Consider the following 17,753-nt stretch of genomic DNA (forward strand, 5'->3'; position numbering starts at 1 on the left):
GCCTACAAGACGAAACTCAAGGCGCTGCGCGGCCTGCCCGCGAACGTGAAGGCGGCGCTCGAATGGATTCCGGCCGCAGCGCACCCGATGGACGTGATGCGCACCGGCGTCTCGGTGCTCGGCACCGTGTTGCCCGAAAAGGACGACCACAACCTGCCGGGCGCCCGCGATATCGCCGACAGGCTGCTGGCCTCGCTGGGTTCGATGCTGCTCTACTGGTATCACTACTCGCACAACGGCAAACGCATCGAGGTCGAGACCGACGACGATTCGATCGGCGGCCACTTCCTGCATCTGCTGCATGGCGTCGAGCCGTCGCAGTCGTGGGTCGAGGCGATGCATACGTCGCTGAACCTGTATGCCGAACACGAATTCAACGCGTCGACCTTTACCGGCCGTGTGATTGCCGGCACGGGCTCGGACATGTACTCGGCCCTGACCGGCGCAATCGGCGCGCTGCGCGGGCCCAAGCATGGCGGCGCGAACGAGGTGGCGTTCGAGATCCAGTCGCGCTACCAGACGCCCGATCAGGCCGAAGCGGACATCCGCCGCCGCGTCGAGAACAAGGAAGTCGTGATCGGCTTCGGTCATCCGGTGTACACGATCTCCGACCCGCGCAACAAGGTGATCAAGGACGTGGCGAAGAAGCTCTCGAAAGAAGCCGGCAGCACGAAGCTGTTCGACATCGCCGAGCGCCTCGAAACGGTGATGTGGGACGCGAAGAAGATGTTCCCGAACCTGGACTGGTTCAGCGCCGTGTCGTATCACATGATGGGCGTGCCGACCGCGATGTTCACGCCCGTTTTCGTGATCGCGCGCACGGCCGGCTGGGCCGCGCACATCATCGAACAGCGCGTCGACAACAAGATCATCCGGCCGAGTGCAAATTACACCGGTCCGGACGACCTGCCGTTCGTGCCGCTTGCCAAACGCGTGTAAGGCGTGCGCGTTTCCGCTCCGTCGTTGGCCGTCAGCGCGCTGCGATGAGACAAAACCTTGACCCGGCCGCGCGGCAACCCGCCCGCGCCACACCGGGTCAAGGCTGCGGCGGATGGCGACGGGAATTTTCCCAGGCCATCCGGCCTATTGCCTGTCGCTAGCCCGATGCGGATAAAATCTTTACCCATACTGTGGTTCCACGCAGTTCCTCCCAAGTTTGTCCCCTGAGTCTGTTCCAAGCCATGAACACTGCAAACCGCAAGCCCCTGCCTGGCACGAAGCTGGATTTCTTCGACACGCGTGCCGCCGTGGATGCCATCCAGCCGGGCGCGTACGAAACGTTGCCGTACACCTCGCGCGTGCTGGCCGAAAACCTCGTGCGCCGCTGCGATCCTGAGACGCTCGACGCGTCGCTCAAGCAGATCATCGAACGAAAACGCGAGCTGGATTTCCCGTGGTTTCCGGCGCGCGTGGTGTGTCATGACATTCTTGGCCAGACCGCGCTGGTCGACCTCGCCGGCCTGCGCGATGCGATCGCCGCGCAAGGTGGCGACCCGGCCATGGTCAACCCGGTCGTGCCGACGCAACTGGTGGTCGACCACTCGCTCGCCGTCGAGTGCGGCGGTTTCGATCCGGACGCGTTCAGCAAGAACCGCGCAATCGAAGACCGCCGTAACGAAGACCGCTTCGACTTCATCAACTGGACCAAGAAGGCGTTCAAGAACGTCGACGTCATTCCGCCGGGCAACGGCATCCTGCATCAGATCAACCTCGAACGGATGAGTCCGGTCGTGCAGGTGAAGGACGGCGTCGCGTTTCCGGATACGCTCGTCGGCACTGATTCACATACACCAATGGTGGATGCGCTCGGCGTGATCGCAATCGGCGTGGGGGGTCTCGAAGCGGAGAGCGTGATGCTGGGGCGCGCTTCGTATATGCGGCTGCCGGACATAGTGGGCGTTCAACTGAGCGGCAAACCCGGTCCGGGCATTACGGCCACCGACGTGGTGCTGTCGCTCACCGAATTCCTGCGCAAGGAGAAAGTGGTCGGCGCGTACCTGGAGTTCTATGGCGAAGGTACCGCGAACCTGACGCTCGGCGACCGTGCGACTATCGCCAACATGGCGCCTGAATTCGGCGCAACGGCGGCAATGTTCTATATCGACGAACAGACCATCAAATACCTCAAGCTCACCGGCCGCGATGACGAACTCGTCAAACTGGTGGAGCGCTACGCGAAGGAAACCGGTCTGTGGGCCGATAGCCTTCGCAACGCCGAATATGAGCGCGTACTGAAGTTCGATCTGTCGAGCGTGGTGCGTACGCTCGCGGGTCCGTCGAATCCGCATCGCCGTCTGCCGGTGTCGGAACTGGCCTCGCGCGGCATCAGCGGCAAGGTCGAGAACGAGCCGGGCTTGATGCCGGATGGCGCGGTCATCATTGCGGCCATCACGAGTTGCACCAACACCAACAACCCGCGCAACATGATTGCCGCCGGCCTGCTCGCGCGCAACGCGAACCAGCGCGGCCTCACGCGCAAGCCGTGGGTGAAGAGCTCCCTGGCGCCGGGCTCCAAGGCGGTGACGCTGTATCTGGAGGAAGCCACGCTGTTGCCGGAACTCGAACAACTCGGTTTTGGCGTGGTGGCGTACGCGTGCACGTCGTGCAACGGCATGTCCGGCGCACTCGACCCGGTGATTCAAAAGGAGATTGTCGAGCGCGATCTGTATGCGACGGCCGTGCTGTCCGGCAACCGCAATTTCGATGGCCGGATTCATCCGTATGCAAAGCAGGCCTTCCTGGCTTCGCCGCCCTTGGTGGTGGCCTATGCGATTGCGGGGACGATCCGCTTCGACATCGAGAAGGACGTGCTAGGCACGGATGCAGACGGCAAGCCGGTCATGCTGAAGGACATCTGGCCAACCGACGAAGAGATCGACGCTATCGTGGCCTCCAGCGTGAAGCCGGAGCAGTTCCGCAAAGTGTACGAACCGATGTTCGCACTCAGCGCCGCGACCGGCGAGCACGCTAATCCGCTGTACGACTGGCGTCCAATGAGCACCTACATTCGCCGCCCGCCGTATTGGGAAGGGGCGCTGGCTGGGGAGCGTTCGCTCAAGGGTATGCGTGCCCTGGCTGTGCTCGGCGACAACATCACCACCGACCATCTGTCGCCGTCCAACGCCATCCTCGCGGATAGCGCATCGGGCGAATATCTGGCGAAAATGGGCTTGCCGGAAGAGGACTTCAATTCGTACGCCACTCACCGCGGCGATCACCTGACGGCGCAACGCGCCACCTTCGCCAACCCGACCTTGAAAAACGAAATGGTGCTGGAGGATGGCAAGGTCAAGGCCGGGTCGCTCGCGCGCATCGAACCTGAAGGCAAGGTCACGCGCATGTGGGAAGCGATCGAAACCTATATGGAGCGCAAGCAGCCGTTGATCGTGATTGCCGGGGCCGACTACGGCCAGGGTTCGTCACGCGACTGGGCGGCCAAGGGCGTGCGCCTCGCCGGCGCAGAAGCGATTGTTGCCGAAGGCTTCGAACGGATTCACCGCACCAACCTGGTCGGCATGGGCGTGCTGCCGCTGGAGTTCAAGCCCGGCGTGAACCGCTTGACGCTCGGCATTGACGGCACGGAAACCTTCGACGTAATCGGCGAGCGCAAGCCGCGCACCGACCTCACGCTCGTGATTCATCGCAGGAACGGCGAGCGCGTGGACGTGCCGGTGACGTGCCGGCTCGATACCGCGGAAGAAGTGTCTATTTACGAAGCGGGCGGCGTGCTGCAGCGGTTTGCGCAGGATTTCCTCGAGTCGTCGAAGGCGGCTTAACGGCACCCGGGTTCGGGCGATACGCCAACGTATCGCCCCAGTCTTACCAGGACAAATTTTTCATGGCCCACGTACCCCAGATCAAGATTGCCGCTACCTATATGCGTGGCGGCACCAGCAAAGGCGTGTTTTTCCGCCTGCAAGACTTGCCCGAACCGGCTCAAGTGCCCGGCGCCGCGCGCGATGCGCTGCTGTTGCGCGTGATCGGCAGCCCCGATCCTTATGGGAAACAGATTGACGGCATGGGCGGCGCTACGTCGAGCACCAGCAAGACCGTGATCGTCGCGAAGAGCAGCAAGCCCGATCACGACGTCGACTATCTGTTCGGCCAGGTCGCCATCGACAAGGCGTTCGTGGACTGGAGCGGCAATTGCGGCAACCTTTCCGCCGCCGTGGGACCTTTTGCGATCAGCGCGGGACTCGTCGACCCGAGCCGCGTGCCGGAAAATGGCGTAGTGGCCGTGCGGATCTGGCAGGCCAATATCGGCAAGACGATCATCGGGCATGTACCCATCAGTAACGGCGCCGTGCAGGAAACCGGCGGCTTCGAGCTTGACGGCGTGACCTTCCCTGCCGCCGAGGTCCAGCTCGAATTCATGGATCCGGCCGCCGAGGAAGAAGGCGCAGGCGGTGCGATGTTCCCGACCGGCAAGCTGGTCGACGATCTCGACGTGCCGGGCATCGGCACCCTGAAGGCCACCATGATCAATGCAGGCATCCCGACCATCTTCGTGAACGCGGACGCGATTGGCTACACGGGCACGGAACTGCAGGACGCCATCAACGGTGACGAAAAGGCGTTGACGAAGTTCGAGACCATTCGCGCTCACGGCGCGCTGCGCATGGGCCTGATCAAACATATTGATGAGATCGCAACGCGGCAGCACACACCGAAAATCGCGTTCGTCGCGAAGCCGGCCGACTACCTCGCCTCCAGCGGCAAACCGGTGAGCGCAGCCGAGATCGACCTGCTGGTGCGCGCCATGTCCATGGGCAAGCTGCATCACGCCATGATGGGCACGGCGGCGGTGGCGATCGGCACGGCCGCCGCGATTCCCGGCACGCTGGTGAATCTTGCCGCGGGGGGCGGCGAGCGCAATGCGGTGCGCTTCGGGCATCCGTCCGGCACCTTGAGGGTGGGCGCAGAGGCCCGTCAGATTGACGAAGAGTGGGTGGTGAAAAAAGCCGTCATGAGCCGCAGCGCGCGCGTGCTGATGGAAGGCTGGGTGCGGGTGCCGGGCGACACGTTCTGACGAAGGCGGCGGGCGTCCGCAAAGACCCCGCCGTTTGCTGCTTTCGCCAACGCTGCTAGCTTTGCTTGCCGGGCAAATAAGGCATCGGGTCGATCGGCTTGCCATCGTGGCGCAACTCGAATAGCACCGATACGCGTGAGTTATTCTCATCGCCCATCTCGGCAATTTCCTGGCCTTGCCGCACGATATCGCCGGTCTTGACCAGCAGCTTGCGGTTATGCGAGTAGGCCGTCAGAAAGTCCTTGTTGTGCTGCACGATGATCAGGCTGCCGTACTCATTGAGCCCGGTGCCCGCATACATGACCTTGCCGTCCGCCGCGGCGCGCACCGGGTCCCCAGGCTTGCCGCCAATTTCGATGCCACGGGTTTCGCCCGGCTGGAAGCCTTGCACCACGTTGCCTTGTGCCGGCCACGCGAGCGTCACGCCTTTCGCATGACGTGTGAGGGCGGCGTCGACCTGACGCGTTTCAGCGGCATCAGGCGCCGGGGACACAGACGCGCCGCCAGCCACGGATGAGGATGTCGATGCACCTGCATTCGCGGCCGCGACACCCGGCGCACTGACCACAGGCGCAGAAGTGGCCGCAGTAGTGGCAGTAGCCGCTGAAGCAGCCTTGGCAGCAGCGGCTGCGGCATTCACCTCGCGAACCGTTTCCGGTGAAGCGACGCGCAACGTCTGTCCGAGCTTGAGCCGGGTCGACGGCTTGAGCCTGTTCCAGGCCATCAGATCTTTGACGCTGCAGTGATGATGCTGTGCGATGCGGCCCAGCGTGTCGCCACGCCGCACGCGATAAACCAGTGGCGGCGCCTTCTTCAACGCGAGCGGCTTACCGTCCAAAGACATCTGCTGCGAACCCGCCGCGGCCACACCCGAGGCTGCACCCACTGGTGCCGAGGCCGCCAAAGCCGCCGAAGCCGCCGGTACCCCAGATGCCGCCACACCCGCCTGGCTGCCCTGCTGCTGCGCCACGTTCACACAACCGCTCATTGCCACTGCGACCCAGACCCCTGCGACACTGGCCATCAGTGTCCTGTCGAAACGACCTCTCAACATATTCGACTCCTGCTTTTTATTGGCGAGCCCGGATGTTTCTCGCGTCGCCTCCGATGCGCGCTGTCTTGCGACGCGCTGCTATCTCGCGACCGGAGCGACCGCCTCGTTGCGGCTAGCACCCGTGCTGCGCCATCTGCGTGGCGCCCCCGCGAAAACGGCTCCTGGTGGGCCGATCTGTCGCAAAAGGGGCCAGACAGAGGATTAAAATTCAAGCGGAATTGTAAAGGGGCCCGGACAAAAAACGCATGCGTCCGAACACTCTGATACATCCCTTACGTACGGGTATTGCGAGACCCGACGAAGGACGGTCGATGGCTGCGCGCTGTCGACTGATGAACGCCCGCGCCTCGCAGGCGCGGCGTTACAGGACAACGGCGCACTGTCTGACACGGCGCCTTCCCCGGATACAACCCGACAACGTTTGTTTTAACGGCACATGATTGTCAAAACTTGAATCGCGTCGCGATTCCCGGGACAAGGCGCGTGAAAAGGAAGATCAATGACGAGTACGGGACTTGAGCAGAGCCCAACGCCCGTCAACTGTAGTACTGGCCCTGGTAGAGCACGTAGCCCACCGGATGATGGGTAAAGTGCAGCACAGCCAGCACCGGGTTCTGGTTGTCCTGAGTCGGATAGGCCTGCGCGTCAGGAATGTATTCGCCCTGTGCTTCGATTGGTTGCCCTGCTTGCAGGTTGGGAATTTCATGCGCGAGCCCCTCGTCGTCGCCGAAGCGGACCGCAACGAATACGAGTGTGCCCACCAGATTTTCAGTGCCGCCTTCGAACTTCACGACCTTGTCGATCTTGATCACGAACTGCTGGTGATTTGCGCCGTGGTGATTCTCCGGCCCGTCGAACACACGAGTGACGGTGCCCTGCACGCAGGCGAGCGGCGCGCCGATCGAATGAGAATAGCGGTGATGCGGAAGGATAAGTGTCGCGCGATTGGTCATCAGCTTCTCCGTGAGTGAGGCTAGCCCTCTGGAAAGCGTTTGAGCACATCGCGGCGTGTGAGTTTCATCGGATGGACAAACGGCCGCCCCTCCTTGCGAGGTGCCGGCCGTTCGTAAGCCTTCGTTAAGCTCGGTGTCGAGTCGACGCCGAACTTTTTATCGTAAGGTCTTCACAGCATCGGCCGTGACATCTGCAGATTGACCGCCCCACGTTGCGCGTAGATAACTCGCCAGTTGTGCAAGTTCTGTGTCGTCGAGTTGGCCGGCGAAACCCGGCATACCCTGCATGCGTTCGACGCCAGGAAAGTCCTGCGCCTCGATACCGTCGAGCATCGCAACGATCAGGTTGTGCGGATCGCTCTGCCGCACCGTCGAGTTGCCGCTCATCGGCACTGCGACGTGCGGTTTGCCCTCGCCATCGCGGCCGTGACAGCCCGCGCAAACAGCCAGATAGAGATTGCGTCCGGCCGCCAGTTGCGCGGCATCCGCGGAGATTGATTGCAACGCTTGCGGTGCCGGCGGATGGTCGCCGAGCAGATACGTCGACATCGCGCGCAGATCGTCATGATTCAGATACTGGCTGCTCAGATGCACGACCGGATACATCTCGCTGAACGCCGAACCTTGCGGAGCAATGCCGGTGGCGAAGAACGTCTGCAGATCTGCCGCCGTCCAGCCGCGTGCCGCGAGTCCTTGCGGCGTGATGTCAGGCGCTACGACGCGGCCAAGCGCGCCGCCCGTCAACGGCAGCGCCTGATCGAGCTGACCGAACTTGCCGCGCGGCGTATGACATTCGGCGCAGTGACCCAATGCATTGGCCAGATAGCGGCCGCGCTGCCAGTCGGCGCTCTGACCTTTCGATGCATCCGGCAGCGCGTCCTTCAGGAACAGGCCATCCCAGAAACGCACCGCGAAACGCAGGTTGAACGGAAACGACAGCTCGGGCTCGCGGTTCGCGACTGCCGCGGGTTTCTGGGCCGTCAACCACGCGTACATGGCATCCGTATCGGCACGCGAGAGCTGCCGGTACGAGGTGTACGGCATTGCCGGATAGAGCTGGCCGCGCGGCGATACGCCGTCGTGCAACGCCTTGTAGAAATCGCCGGCGCTCCATTTACCGATACCGTGGTCCTTATCCGACGTGATATTCGTGCCGTAGAACGAGCCGAACGGCGATACCAGTTTCACGCCGCCGGCGAACGGCGCGCCATCGGCGGACGTATGGCAGGCTGCGCAATCGGCAGCCTTGACGAGATAGCGGCCCCGCGCAAGCTGATCCGCAGCGGCGGGCGTCGCCACACCAGGAGCGGCTGGGGCGGCAGGAGCGCTCGGGTTGGCTCCCACGGTATCGTCATGCTGCCCGCCACACGCGGCCAGCAACGACACGCTCAATATCAGCGCAACGCGGCGCACGGTCAGAAAGCGCGTGGTCATGCGGCATCCTTCACGAGTCCCGGCATCGTCAGCACGACGTCCTTCACCGCCTCGTAGTAACGCACATAGCCGGTACAGCGGCAGATATGCTCGTTGAGCGCTTCGGTGATGGTCTCCTCCACCCGGTTCCTGGCAACCGGCTGCCGCTCGAGACGCTCGATCAGCACAGTCGCCGCGTTGACAAAACCCGGCGTACAGTAGCCGCACTGAAAACTGAAGTGCTCGAGAAACTTCTGCTGGATCGGTGACAGCGCCACCACTTCGCCGTCCTGGTTGCGCTGAGCATGGCCTTCGACCGTGCGAATCGATTTGCCGTCGAAAAAATTCGCGCCGGTGATGCAGGTACGGACTTCTTCGCTCGTGCCGTCCGGCTTGTCCAGAATCACCACGCACGCGTGGCAGATGCCCTGACCGCAGCCCAGGCGCGAGCCGGTCAGGTCGAGATACTCGTGCAGGAAGTCGATCATCATCAGACCGGCCGGTACCTGCAGCGGGCCGACCGCCTGGCCGTTCACCTTCAGCGAAACCGATTGCGCGCGCCATGGCAGCAACGGCTGCCCGAGCGCCGGCGCGGTTGCGGCGTTGCCTCGTGGCTTGCCATGTGCGCCGGTTTCGGCATTTGCAGCAGCACCCGCTGCCAGATCTGTAGTTTGATTAGGGGCCGTCATGCGAGCACCTCCTGAATTTTTTGCGGGGTGACCGGCAGGTCAGTAAAACGATGTCCAATGGCATGCGCGATGCCGTTCACGATGGCGCCCACCACCGGAATCATCACCACTTCGGCAATGCCCTTGGGGGGATCGGTCTCGCTCAACGGCGGCAGCACTTCGCCGGTCTGGGTCCAGACGGCGACGTCCTTGGCGCGCGGCAAGCGGTAGCGGTTGAAATTCCACGTGCCATTGCCGGGACCGTCTTCATAGAGCGGCAAGTATTCGTGCAGCGCGTGGCCAATGCCCATTGCCAGGCCGCCCTGCAACTGGCCCGATACCAGTTGTGGCGAAATCTGATTGCCGCATTCCATGATCGAGTGATGCGTCAACAGTTCGACCTTGCCGCTCGCTTCATGCACCGCGAGTTCGACGAGGGTGCCGACCGCGCTGTAGTACGTGACCGCGGCGTTATTGCGCTGCACCGGTGGAATGAAAACGCGCTTGCGGTTAAGCACGCGGTAGTGGTTCGGCGTGGTCTGCAGTTGCTTCTTGTCGGCGGCGGCGTTCTCGCCATAGCGCAGCGACAGGCCGTCGAGTGGCAGACGCTCGATCTTGCCGTCGATCTCGAACTCCGACTCCGCCCATTGCCAGCGGTTGAACACGTGTACGGTCGCGCCGGTCACAAGGCCGAGCTCATGCGCTTTCTTCGCGAGCTGTTCAAACGGCAGCGCTTCGAGTCCCGCCGCCGACAGCTTGCCGTCGCGCCAGCGCGCATCCTCGATGCGCACCACCAGCGGCGCCGCCTGACCGCCACCCGGACCTTGGGTCCACAGCGCCAGCGCCGCCGGCCATAAACCGTGGGTGAAGACGACTCGCGCCGCTTCGCGCGTGCTGTGGGTGAAGTAGAACGCCGAATTCGTCGCGCTCGACGGCGACGCATAACCCGGCGACCAGCGCGGATTGGCCGACAGCTTGTCCTGCTCCGCCTGCGACATCAGGTACGGGTCCCCGCTGGTGACGACCGGCAGGTCGGACCAGTCGGTCACCGCGACGCGCACCTCGGTGGCCGGCATGCCGAGCCACTTTGCAACTGCAATCGCTTGCGATGTGGACATACCCGTGCCGATTTCAGCCGCCGTGTGATGCAGGCTGATCTTGCCGTCGGCGGTGAATTCGACCTTCGCAAACGAGGTTTCCGCGCCGGTGCCGAAGTCTTTTTGCACGCACGCGAAGCCGACGCCATAGCGCTTACCCGGATGCGCGAGTTCGAATTCGAGCTTGTTTTTCGCACGATTCACCCACAGCGGATGCAGCTGCGCCTTTTGCAACACCTCATCCACGCGAAGCGCGCCGGCCGGCACTGCGCCCTGGGTATTTTTCATGCCGGAACGCAACGCGTTCTTCAGGCGAAAAGCAATCGGATCGACGCCGAGTTGCGCGGCGATCTCGTCGATCATCATCTCGGTCGCGGCCATGCTTTGCAGCGTGCCGTAGCCGCGTGCGGAACCGGCGTCGATAGCGCGCGAGGCAAGCGCGACAGCGGAGAGATCGCTCTTCGGGAAGTAGTAGATTGATTGAGCCGCGGTCGCGCCGACCATTGCCACCGACGGAGAGAAATTGCAGCGGCCGCCGCCGTTTGCTTCCATCTCGGCCTTGAACGCTTGCAGCAGACCGGTCTTCCTGTCGACCGCAATCCGGTATTGCATTCTGAACGCGTGGCGCTTGAGCGAAGTCTGGAACTGCTCGTAGCGATCATTGGCAAGACGCACCGGCCGCCCTTGCGCATACAGCGCGGTCACCAGACCGTAGAACGGCACATTGAAGTGATCTTTTGAGCCGTAGCCCACCGTGTAGCACGGATGCACGAACAGGTTCTTCACCGCAAACGCGCACTTCGCGACCATGGCCGCCGCGCTTTGCGCCACTTCCAGCGGCGCCTGGGTCGGCACCACCATGTGCAGCGATTGCGTCGCGCTGTCGTACCAGCAGTTCGCGTTGTCGGGTTCGAGCGCGGCGGTGTCGATGGACTGCGTGTTGTACTCGCGCTCCATCACGAGCCAGTCCGCTGACGGACGATCCAGTGCCTGCTCTATCTGCCCGGCGTGGAACATGCCCTGTTCGTCGAGCTTGCCGTGCTCCTTGCCGTCGGGCCACACCGGCTGATGTTTGCGCATCATGCCCGGAAACACCGGTGCGTCTTTCAGGCTGGAGAAGGTATCGTCGTCATACGGCGTTTTGCCGCCCACCCGCACGAAGCGGAACGTGCCCCACGGATCGCGCTCCAGCGGCCCGGTCTGTGCGCCGTAACGAATGATCTCGTCGTGGAATTTGAGCTTGTCCTTCGCAAAGCGAAAGCGCGCAAAGTCGTGATAGATCAAGATCGCGACCGCCTGGCCAAGATATGCTGGTGTCTTTCCGGCCGGCAGCAGCATGTCGTCGCCATAGAAGGTGGGGAAGGCCAGGCCGTCGCGCTCGAGATCGTCGGCGCTCACGATGCGATCCGGCTTCAACCCGTCGCCCAGCAACGCCAGATCGAAACCTTCATAAAGCCGGTCAGCGCGGGTCGCGCGCAAGATGAATGCGTGCGCCTGCTGTTGCGGCCAATGCAGCATGTGGGTGGCGCGGATGTCGCGGGCGAACACTTTCGCGCCGGTCACCTTGGCGATACCGTCAATGCGAAATTTTGCCTGGCCGTTTGCAGCATCCCATTGCACCGGCGTGAGTATCTTTTCTTCGAACAAGGCTGCGAACGCGCGGCTGCCTATCGGCGCGATATACACCGATACGCCCGCAAGCACGCTGGCCTTCAGAAAACTGCGACGCGACAGGTCGAGTTCCCCCATGGACTTCTCCTTTGATGAACGACGGCGGCCACTCTGTCGGACAGGCGGCAATGCCGTATGGCTGCGGCCATGCCGATGGCATGCGACAGCAAGAACCTGTCGAGCTGATTGACCTGGCACTGCCGTGAGTTGCCAACGCCTCCGCCCTGTGGCGAGGCAAGGCGCGGGATTATGACGTCGTCGAACAGGAAAAACGTAACAATTTGTCTTGTATTTATTGGATAACGAATCCTCTGCTGTCTCTATTTTTTTATATGGATTACTGATTATTTTTTATAAAATTTAAAACTCAAGAAAATTCACTTTTTTCTGGATAATCTGGCATCCGAATGAATCATTCGAAGTAGAAGGACCAATCCGGCGCGGCTCTTCCGCCTCGATAAGGTTCCGAAATTTCTGAGCGGTAGTCCGGAATACGCCGATAGCCCCGCAAGCACAATAAAAATACGCTTCTCCCCTTCAGCCAGGCTTCGGCTTGCGAGCAACCACGCCCTCAGCAGAGATCCGCACGGCAGGGCTCAGGCAATTCGCCGCCCATTCCCCCTCTCCGCTCACCTCACCGCTTGACGCATGACACCACTCCCCTCTCCGCTCACGCTGGCAACCATCATTCCTTGCCACAACAACGCCGATACCCTGGCACGCGCCATGCAATCCGCGTTGAACCAACCCGAACTGGACGAACTCCTGGTGGTAGTCGACGCCTCCAGCGACGCCAGCCTGCAACTCGCCCAGCAGTTCGTGCAACGCGACGCGCGCGTGCGCGCCATCGGTGTGCTCACCCGTGGCGGCCCGGCACAGTCCCGCAACTTCGGTGCGGCGGCAGCCGCCAGCGACATCCTGTGCTTTCTCGATGCGGATGACGAACACTTGCCCGGCTACTACGCGTTCGCCAAGCAAACCTTCGCGAGCGCTCCGCACTGGGCCGGCCTGAAATGCGGTGCACAGATCGCGGGTTTGCCGGACGACCTGTGCATCGACGATGCCGACCCTCGCTACTCCGCAGTTCTGGCCTCGGCGCCGTGGAACCTTGCCGTGCGCGCGCCGCTGTTCTGGATGGCCGGAGGCTTCCCTCAAGGCGAAATTTTTCGCGGTAAGCTCGGTGGGGAAGATATTGCACTCAATCGGGCGCTTCGCCACAACTTCGCCATTGCGTTCACGCCGCAGAAATTCGCCCGTCACTACAACCGGCCGGGTTCCCATCTCGAACAGTATTTGCGCCGGACGTCCGTGGTCGATGGAAAGGTGATTTTCTCGGAGTCCCTTCCCGAAGAAGACAACGGGTCATTGACGCTGGCCATCGGGCAGCACATTGCTCGCGCCGCGGGCAATCGCACCCTGCAGTCTCTCCAACTCGCCGCAAATCCGGCATGACCACCTGCCCGGTTGACGTCGCTGCCGGGCCGTTCGCGGAAGCCGCGCCCGGCGTTTGCCGCGCGACAATAGCGGGCGCGACACGCCTCAAGCCCGCACGATGGTCACACCCAGCGCCTCCAGCGGCGCAGTCAGCGTGCATGGCGTTTCCCGCTCGACGATGATCGTATGCGCGGCCGTGACCTCGGCGATCATGAAAGCCGATGCCGCATTGAGCTTCTCCGCCGACGCCAGCACCACCGTCTCCGCGGCGCGCGCGACCAGCGCGCGCTTCACATACGCCTCTTCGAGATCGCCGGTACTCAGTCCGGCTTCGGGATGCACGCCGGTCACGCCCATGAAGTAGAGGTCGGCGCGAATGTGGCTCAGCGCTTCGATGGCGGCGGCGCCGACATTCACCATTGAATGACGGAACAGCCGTCCGCCGATCATGATGACTTCAAGTCCCGTGTGCCTGGCCAGTTCGACGGCGATAGTCGGGCTATGCGTGACGATGGTTGCGCGCAGATCGGGCGGCAAGTGACGCACCAGCTGCACGGCCGTCGTGCCGCCGTCGACGATCACGATCTGCCCCGGCTCGACCATCTGCGCCGCGGCCTTGCCGACAGCCGCCTTCGACGCCGATTCAATACTTTCCCGGCCGGCCAGATCCACTGCCGCGGGCGAGGACGGCAATGCGCCGCCATGCACGCGCTGCAAGTGGCCTTCGGCGGCGAGTTCGCGCAGATCGCGGCGAATCGTATCCTCCGACACCGAGAATCCGGCGCTCAGGTTCTTGGCGATGACCTGGCCGTCGCGCTTGAGCGCATCCAGGATCAACTGCTTTCTTTGTGATGTCAGCATTGCACGAAATTGCTTGTTTTTGCACGAGACTGCAGGATACCATGAGATCTCGCGGTTCAGACCGTGCTTTCGGGTGACTGAAATGAACGAAACTGCCGGACGGGTGCGTATCGTCGACGTCAAGGTGCTATCCGACGACTGGTATGTGCTGAAGAAAACCACCTTCGACTACCAGCGCGCCGACGGCAGCTGGCAGCGCCAAAGCCGCGAGACGTACGACCGGGGCAATGGCGCGACGCTTCTGCTTTACGAGCCAGCGCATCGTGCGGTGGTGCTCACGCGTCAGTTCCGCTTGCCAGCCTTCGTCAACGGCCATCACGGCATGCTGATCGAGGCGCCTGGCGGGCTCCTCGAACAGGCGTCGCCGGAGGAGCGGATTCGCGCCGAAGTCGAAGAGGAAACGGGCTACCGCGTGCAGACGGTGCGCAAGGTGTACGAGGCGTTCATGAGCCCCGGATCGGTCACGGAGAAGGTGTTCTTCTTCGTGGCTGAATATGCCGCGGCCACGCGGGTGAGCAAAGGCGGTGGCATCGCGAGCGAAGGCGAGGATATCGAGGTGCTGGAGTTGCCGTTCGACGAAGCGCTGGCCATGATTCAGCGCGGGGAGATCGTCGACGGCAAGACCATCATGTTGCTGCAGTACGCGGCGTTGCATCTGTTCAGGTGAGGGTTGCGGGTGCGCTCACCCGCTGAAGCCGCGCCGCCTCAGAATTTATGCCGGATTGCCGCTCGCACTGCAAACTGGTTCGACGTCGAGGACACGCCGGCCGCCCCCGGAATATAGGCGTCGTCCAGCACGGTATCGGTCTTGTCGCCCGTCACTTTCTGATACGCCGCCTGAAAATAGAAGTCCGTGCGTTTCGACAGGTTGTAGTCGGCCATCAGCCCGAACGTGTGATATTTCGGGCTCTCGTTGCCGGAGGTCGCATCCATCGTCGCCTCCGTGTAGATGTACTGCACGCCCACGAAGAAGGCCGGCGTGAACTGGTATTTGCCGTTCACCTCGAAGTTCTGGAACTTGAGCGCGGTCAGCGTGCCGCCGTTCGGCGGCGTGATCGCGCCCACATACACCGAGGTGTCCGTCGCCGACGGCTGCTCGACGTTCGTGTTCGTGTACACGAAGCCGAGGGTCGCCGCGCCAAAGGTGTAGTTGATGCCGCCGCCGAAAATGCGCAGACGTTGCGAGATGAAGTTGGCGTCGTCAGTCGCAATCGAGCCGCCCGTGGTCAGCCCCGGATTGCTTCCCTGCAAGTAGGAGCCCGTCAACAGCAAGCCGCCATTGGTGTACTGGCCGCCCAGGCTGTACTGACGATTGTTGGCGAAGTTCGTGTCGTTGCTGAAGCTGTAGGTTCCGCCGAACTGCAGGCCTGAAAAGTCCGGGCTGGTGTACTTGATGGTGTTGTTCACCCGGAACGAGTTGTCGGTATTGTCGTTGTCGTACGGGTGCGACAGCAGATAGCCACCCCAGGTGCCGTTGGCCGTGGCCTGCGCGAGGTAGTCGACCACCGAATCGTACTGCCGCCCCAGCGTCACCGCGCCGAAGTTGGACGACTGCAGGCCCACGAATGCCTGCCGGCCGAACAGGCGGCCGCCCTGACCCAGTGCGCCGCTGTTCACATCGAAGCCGTTTTCGAGGTCGAAGATTGCCTTCAGACCGGTGCCGAGATCTTCCGAGCCTTTCAGGCCCCAGCGGCTGCCTTGCGCGTACCCGCTTTGCAGCTGATAAGCCGATTTATCGCCTGCGTTGCTGGTGTAGTTGATGCCCTCGTCGATCACCCCGTAAAGCGTGATGCTGCTCTGGGCAAAGACCGGCAGCGCAAAGGTCGAACATACCGCCAGCGCGATGATTTTCTTCTTCATGAAGATCTCCCGAATCTCTAGTCATCAGCCAACGCATAGCCAACTTTGAGACACCTCTTCTTATGTTTGCAGCAGCGACTTCATTCGATTTTTTGCGCGTTCAAGAGGATTTGAATCGATGCTTGCACACCCATACCGGGTCGTCCATCGGGACTGGTTGGTGCGCTGCAAAACGTTGCTAAATGTACACGCGGCGACAGGATCAGGTTGCGCAATGGCGTGCTTCGGGAGTTACGTCAGCGCCCTGTCCGAGCAGCTGGCTGGGGACCTGGCCGGACGGCCAGCAGGACGCTACAGCGGCTGGCGCCCCGTTCATCTGTAATATGATGAAATAGTTTCGAAAGCAATTGCGTCACTCCAGCAGAACTCCTTCTTGCGCCGCGGGTCTCGTTTAACTGTCTTGCGGACCGGCCGTTCGTTCGGCCTCCCGGCAACGCACCGCGTTGTCTCCCCTTTTCAAAGCCGTGTACAAGCGCGCCGCGCTCAACTAGCGCGCCCTTGCATGCGGCTGCTTTGGTATTACGGTATGCAAAATTCACAAGCCCGTCTGATCGAACTCGATTTTTTTCGCGGGCTGGTCCTGCTGGTCATCGTCGTGGATCACATTGGCGGCAGCATCCTGTCGCGCATCACGCTGCATGCCTATGCCCTGTGCGACGCCGCCGAGGTGTTCGTGTTTCTCGGCGGTTTTGCTACCGCGACCGCCTACGCCGCACTCGCCGAGCGGCGCACCGAGGCGATTGCGCGCAATCGCTTCCTGCGGCGCTCGCTGGAAATCTACCGCGCGTTCCTCGTTACCGCCGGCTTGATGCTGCTCGTCAGTGCGGTCCTGATCGCCTTCAGCGTCGATGCCCCGAATCTGACCAGTACCGATCTCGACGACCTGACGGCCTCGCCCTTCCCCGCGCTGCTCGACATCCTGCTGCTGCGGCGGCAGCCGTATCTGGCGTCGGTGCTGCCCATGTATGTGTTCTTTGCGCTGTGCGTGCCTTTTGCACTGCCGCTCGCGCGCCGCCGGCCGGCGTGGCTGCTGGCGGGCAGCGTCGCGCTGTGGGCCGGCGCGCGCTACGTGAACGGGTATCTGCCGGCCGTCGAAGACGCACATTGGGACTTCAACCCTTTCGCGTGGCAATTGCTGTTCGTTTGCGGGGTGATCGCGCGATGCCAGCCGGTGTATCAGAAGATCAGCACGCATCGCTTCGGCTGGCTGGTCAGTGTGCTGGCGTTTGGCGTCGTGGTCGCGGCGGCGTACTACAAGCTCTTTATCGAACGCGCGCCGCTCGACGCCAGTTTCAAGCAGAACCTGTCGTGGCTGCGCGCCGGGAATTTCCTCGCGATTGCATGGCTGATCGCCAATATGATCCAGCTGGGCTGGGCGAAGAAGGTCGCACTGTCGCTGCCCTGGGTGGGACTGATCGGGCGCAAGGGGTTGCTGTGCTTCGTGGCGGGCGCGGTGATTTCGCTCGTCGTCGATTCGCTGCTTTACACCGCGACCGACGGCTATCTCAACATTCCGCTGGGCCTCGTTGCGGATGCCGTCGCCGTGGGCGCGCTGTTCGCGGTCGCAAAAGCTGCGGATCCGTGTGTGCGGCTACTCTCGTGGCGGGGGCGCGCCAGCGGGTCGGTCGCGCAACCGCCGCGCTGATCTGTTCGAGAGCACGAACTCGCAGAGCTTCCCGCTGAACCGGGCTCGCTGGTCCGGCTGAGCTGATT

The 17,753-nt window shown here is 62.5% G+C and carries 13 protein-coding genes; 6 read left to right on the forward strand and 7 right to left on the reverse strand.

Annotated features, from left to right (window positions below; genetic code table 11):
• The 3 genes from prpC to prpF all read left to right on the forward strand — a co-directional run.
• On the forward strand, positions 1 to 939 hold a 939-nt coding region (prpC, locus tag VGH41_RS02415), incomplete at its 5' end, for a bifunctional 2-methylcitrate synthase/citrate synthase (protein WP_331595750.1).
• Positions 940 to 1,181: 242 nt separating this feature from the next.
• On the forward strand, positions 1,182 to 3,776 hold the full coding sequence (acnD, locus tag VGH41_RS02420; RefSeq protein WP_331595751.1) for a Fe/S-dependent 2-methylisocitrate dehydratase AcnD: 2,595 nt from the start codon (positions 1,182 to 1,184) through the stop codon (positions 3,774 to 3,776).
• Between the two features lie 62 nt (positions 3,777 to 3,838).
• Positions 3,839 to 5,029: a 2-methylaconitate cis-trans isomerase PrpF gene (gene prpF, locus VGH41_RS02425; RefSeq protein WP_331595752.1), complete on the forward strand. Its 1,191-nt coding sequence runs from the start codon at positions 3,839 to 3,841 to the stop codon at positions 5,027 to 5,029.
• Positions 5,030 to 5,084: 55 nt separating this feature from the next.
• On the opposite strand, the gene VGH41_RS02430 is transcribed toward prpF, so the two are convergent.
• The 5 genes from VGH41_RS02430 to VGH41_RS02450 form a co-directional block, all read right to left on the reverse strand.
• Positions 5,085 to 6,083, reverse strand: coding sequence for a peptidoglycan DD-metalloendopeptidase family protein (locus tag VGH41_RS02430; protein WP_331595753.1), 999 nt, complete (start codon positions 6,081 to 6,083; stop codon positions 5,085 to 5,087).
• A gap of 536 nt (positions 6,084 to 6,619) precedes the next feature.
• Positions 6,620 to 7,036 carry a hypothetical protein gene (locus VGH41_RS02435; RefSeq protein ID WP_331595754.1) on the reverse strand — a complete coding sequence of 139 codons (417 nt, stop codon included), beginning with the start codon at positions 7,034 to 7,036 and terminating at the stop codon, positions 6,620 to 6,622.
• 156 nt (positions 7,037 to 7,192) lie between these two features.
• The gene (locus tag VGH41_RS02440; RefSeq protein WP_331595755.1) at positions 7,193 to 8,470 is read right to left on the reverse strand and encodes a c-type cytochrome; all 1,278 of its coding nucleotides are present in this window, start codon (positions 8,468 to 8,470) and stop codon (positions 7,193 to 7,195) included.
• A complete protein-coding gene (locus tag VGH41_RS02445; RefSeq protein WP_331595756.1) occupies positions 8,467 to 9,138 on the reverse strand; it encodes a (2Fe-2S)-binding protein in 672 nt (223 codons plus the stop codon). The genes VGH41_RS02440 and VGH41_RS02445 overlap by 4 nt, the downstream gene beginning before the upstream one ends.
• Positions 9,135 to 11,963 carry a xanthine dehydrogenase family protein molybdopterin-binding subunit gene (locus VGH41_RS02450; protein WP_331595757.1) on the reverse strand — a complete coding sequence of 943 codons (2,829 nt, stop codon included), beginning with the start codon at positions 11,961 to 11,963 and terminating at the stop codon, positions 9,135 to 9,137. The genes VGH41_RS02445 and VGH41_RS02450 overlap by 4 nt, the downstream gene beginning before the upstream one ends.
• A gap of 570 nt (positions 11,964 to 12,533) precedes the next feature.
• Here VGH41_RS02450 and VGH41_RS02455 point away from each other — a divergent pair.
• Positions 12,534 to 13,337, forward strand: coding sequence for a glycosyltransferase family A protein (locus VGH41_RS02455; RefSeq protein WP_331595758.1), 804 nt, complete (start codon positions 12,534 to 12,536; stop codon positions 13,335 to 13,337).
• Between the two features lie 87 nt (positions 13,338 to 13,424).
• Here VGH41_RS02455 and VGH41_RS02460 read toward each other — a convergent pair whose 3' ends face one another.
• On the reverse strand, positions 13,425 to 14,180 hold the full coding sequence (locus VGH41_RS02460) for a DeoR/GlpR family DNA-binding transcription regulator (RefSeq protein WP_331595759.1): 756 nt from the start codon (positions 14,178 to 14,180) through the stop codon (positions 13,425 to 13,427).
• 82 nt (positions 14,181 to 14,262) lie between these two features.
• Here VGH41_RS02460 and VGH41_RS02465 point away from each other — a divergent pair, with 82 nt between their 5' ends.
• On the forward strand, positions 14,263 to 14,847 hold the full coding sequence (locus VGH41_RS02465; protein ID WP_331595760.1) for an NUDIX domain-containing protein: 585 nt from the start codon (positions 14,263 to 14,265) through the stop codon (positions 14,845 to 14,847).
• A 38-nt stretch (positions 14,848 to 14,885) separates the two neighbouring features.
• Here the strand turns inward: VGH41_RS02465 and VGH41_RS02470 are convergent, their stop codons facing one another.
• A complete protein-coding gene (locus tag VGH41_RS02470) occupies positions 14,886 to 16,040 on the reverse strand; it encodes a porin (RefSeq protein ID WP_331595761.1) in 1,155 nt (384 codons plus the stop codon).
• A 526-nt stretch (positions 16,041 to 16,566) separates the two neighbouring features.
• On the opposite strand from VGH41_RS02470, the gene VGH41_RS02475 reads away from it, so the two are divergent.
• Complete coding sequence (locus tag VGH41_RS02475) at positions 16,567 to 17,685, forward strand: OpgC domain-containing protein (RefSeq protein WP_331595762.1); 1,119 nt, start codon at positions 16,567 to 16,569, stop codon at positions 17,683 to 17,685.
• The last annotated feature ends 68 nt before the right edge of the window (positions 17,686 to 17,753 follow it).

This window comes from Paraburkholderia sp., assembly GCF_036488795.1.
Classification (GTDB): domain Bacteria; phylum Pseudomonadota; class Gammaproteobacteria; order Burkholderiales; family Burkholderiaceae; genus Paraburkholderia.

Coding starts and splice junctions, on each gene's coding strand:
- VGH41_RS02450 (WP_331595757.1), bottom strand. CDS start 11,963: ATGGGGGAACTCGACCTGTCGCGTCGCAGTTTTCTGAAGGCCAGCGTG.
- VGH41_RS02440 (WP_331595755.1), bottom strand. CDS start 8,470: ATGACCACGCGCTTTCTGACCGTGCGCCGCGTTGCGCTGATATTGAGC.
- VGH41_RS02465 (WP_331595760.1), top strand. CDS start 14,263: ATGAACGAAACTGCCGGACGGGTGCGTATCGTCGACGTCAAGGTGCTA.
- VGH41_RS02445 (WP_331595756.1), bottom strand. CDS start 9,138: ATGACGGCCCCTAATCAAACTACAGATCTGGCAGCGGGTGCTGCTGCA.
- VGH41_RS02470 (WP_331595761.1), bottom strand. CDS start 16,040: ATGAAGAAGAAAATCATCGCGCTGGCGGTATGTTCGACCTTTGCGCTG.
- prpF (WP_331595752.1), top strand. CDS start 3,839: ATGGCCCACGTACCCCAGATCAAGATTGCCGCTACCTATATGCGTGGC.
- VGH41_RS02435 (WP_331595754.1), bottom strand. CDS start 7,036: ATGACCAATCGCGCGACACTTATCCTTCCGCATCACCGCTATTCTCAT.
- VGH41_RS02460 (WP_331595759.1), bottom strand. CDS start 14,180: ATGCTGACATCACAAAGAAAGCAGTTGATCCTGGATGCGCTCAAGCGC.
- VGH41_RS02455 (WP_331595758.1), top strand. CDS start 12,534: ATGACACCACTCCCCTCTCCGCTCACGCTGGCAACCATCATTCCTTGC.
- acnD (WP_331595751.1), top strand. CDS start 1,182: ATGAACACTGCAAACCGCAAGCCCCTGCCTGGCACGAAGCTGGATTTC.
- VGH41_RS02475 (WP_331595762.1), top strand. CDS start 16,567: ATGCAAAATTCACAAGCCCGTCTGATCGAACTCGATTTTTTTCGCGGG.
- VGH41_RS02430 (WP_331595753.1), bottom strand. CDS start 6,083: ATGTTGAGAGGTCGTTTCGACAGGACACTGATGGCCAGTGTCGCAGGG.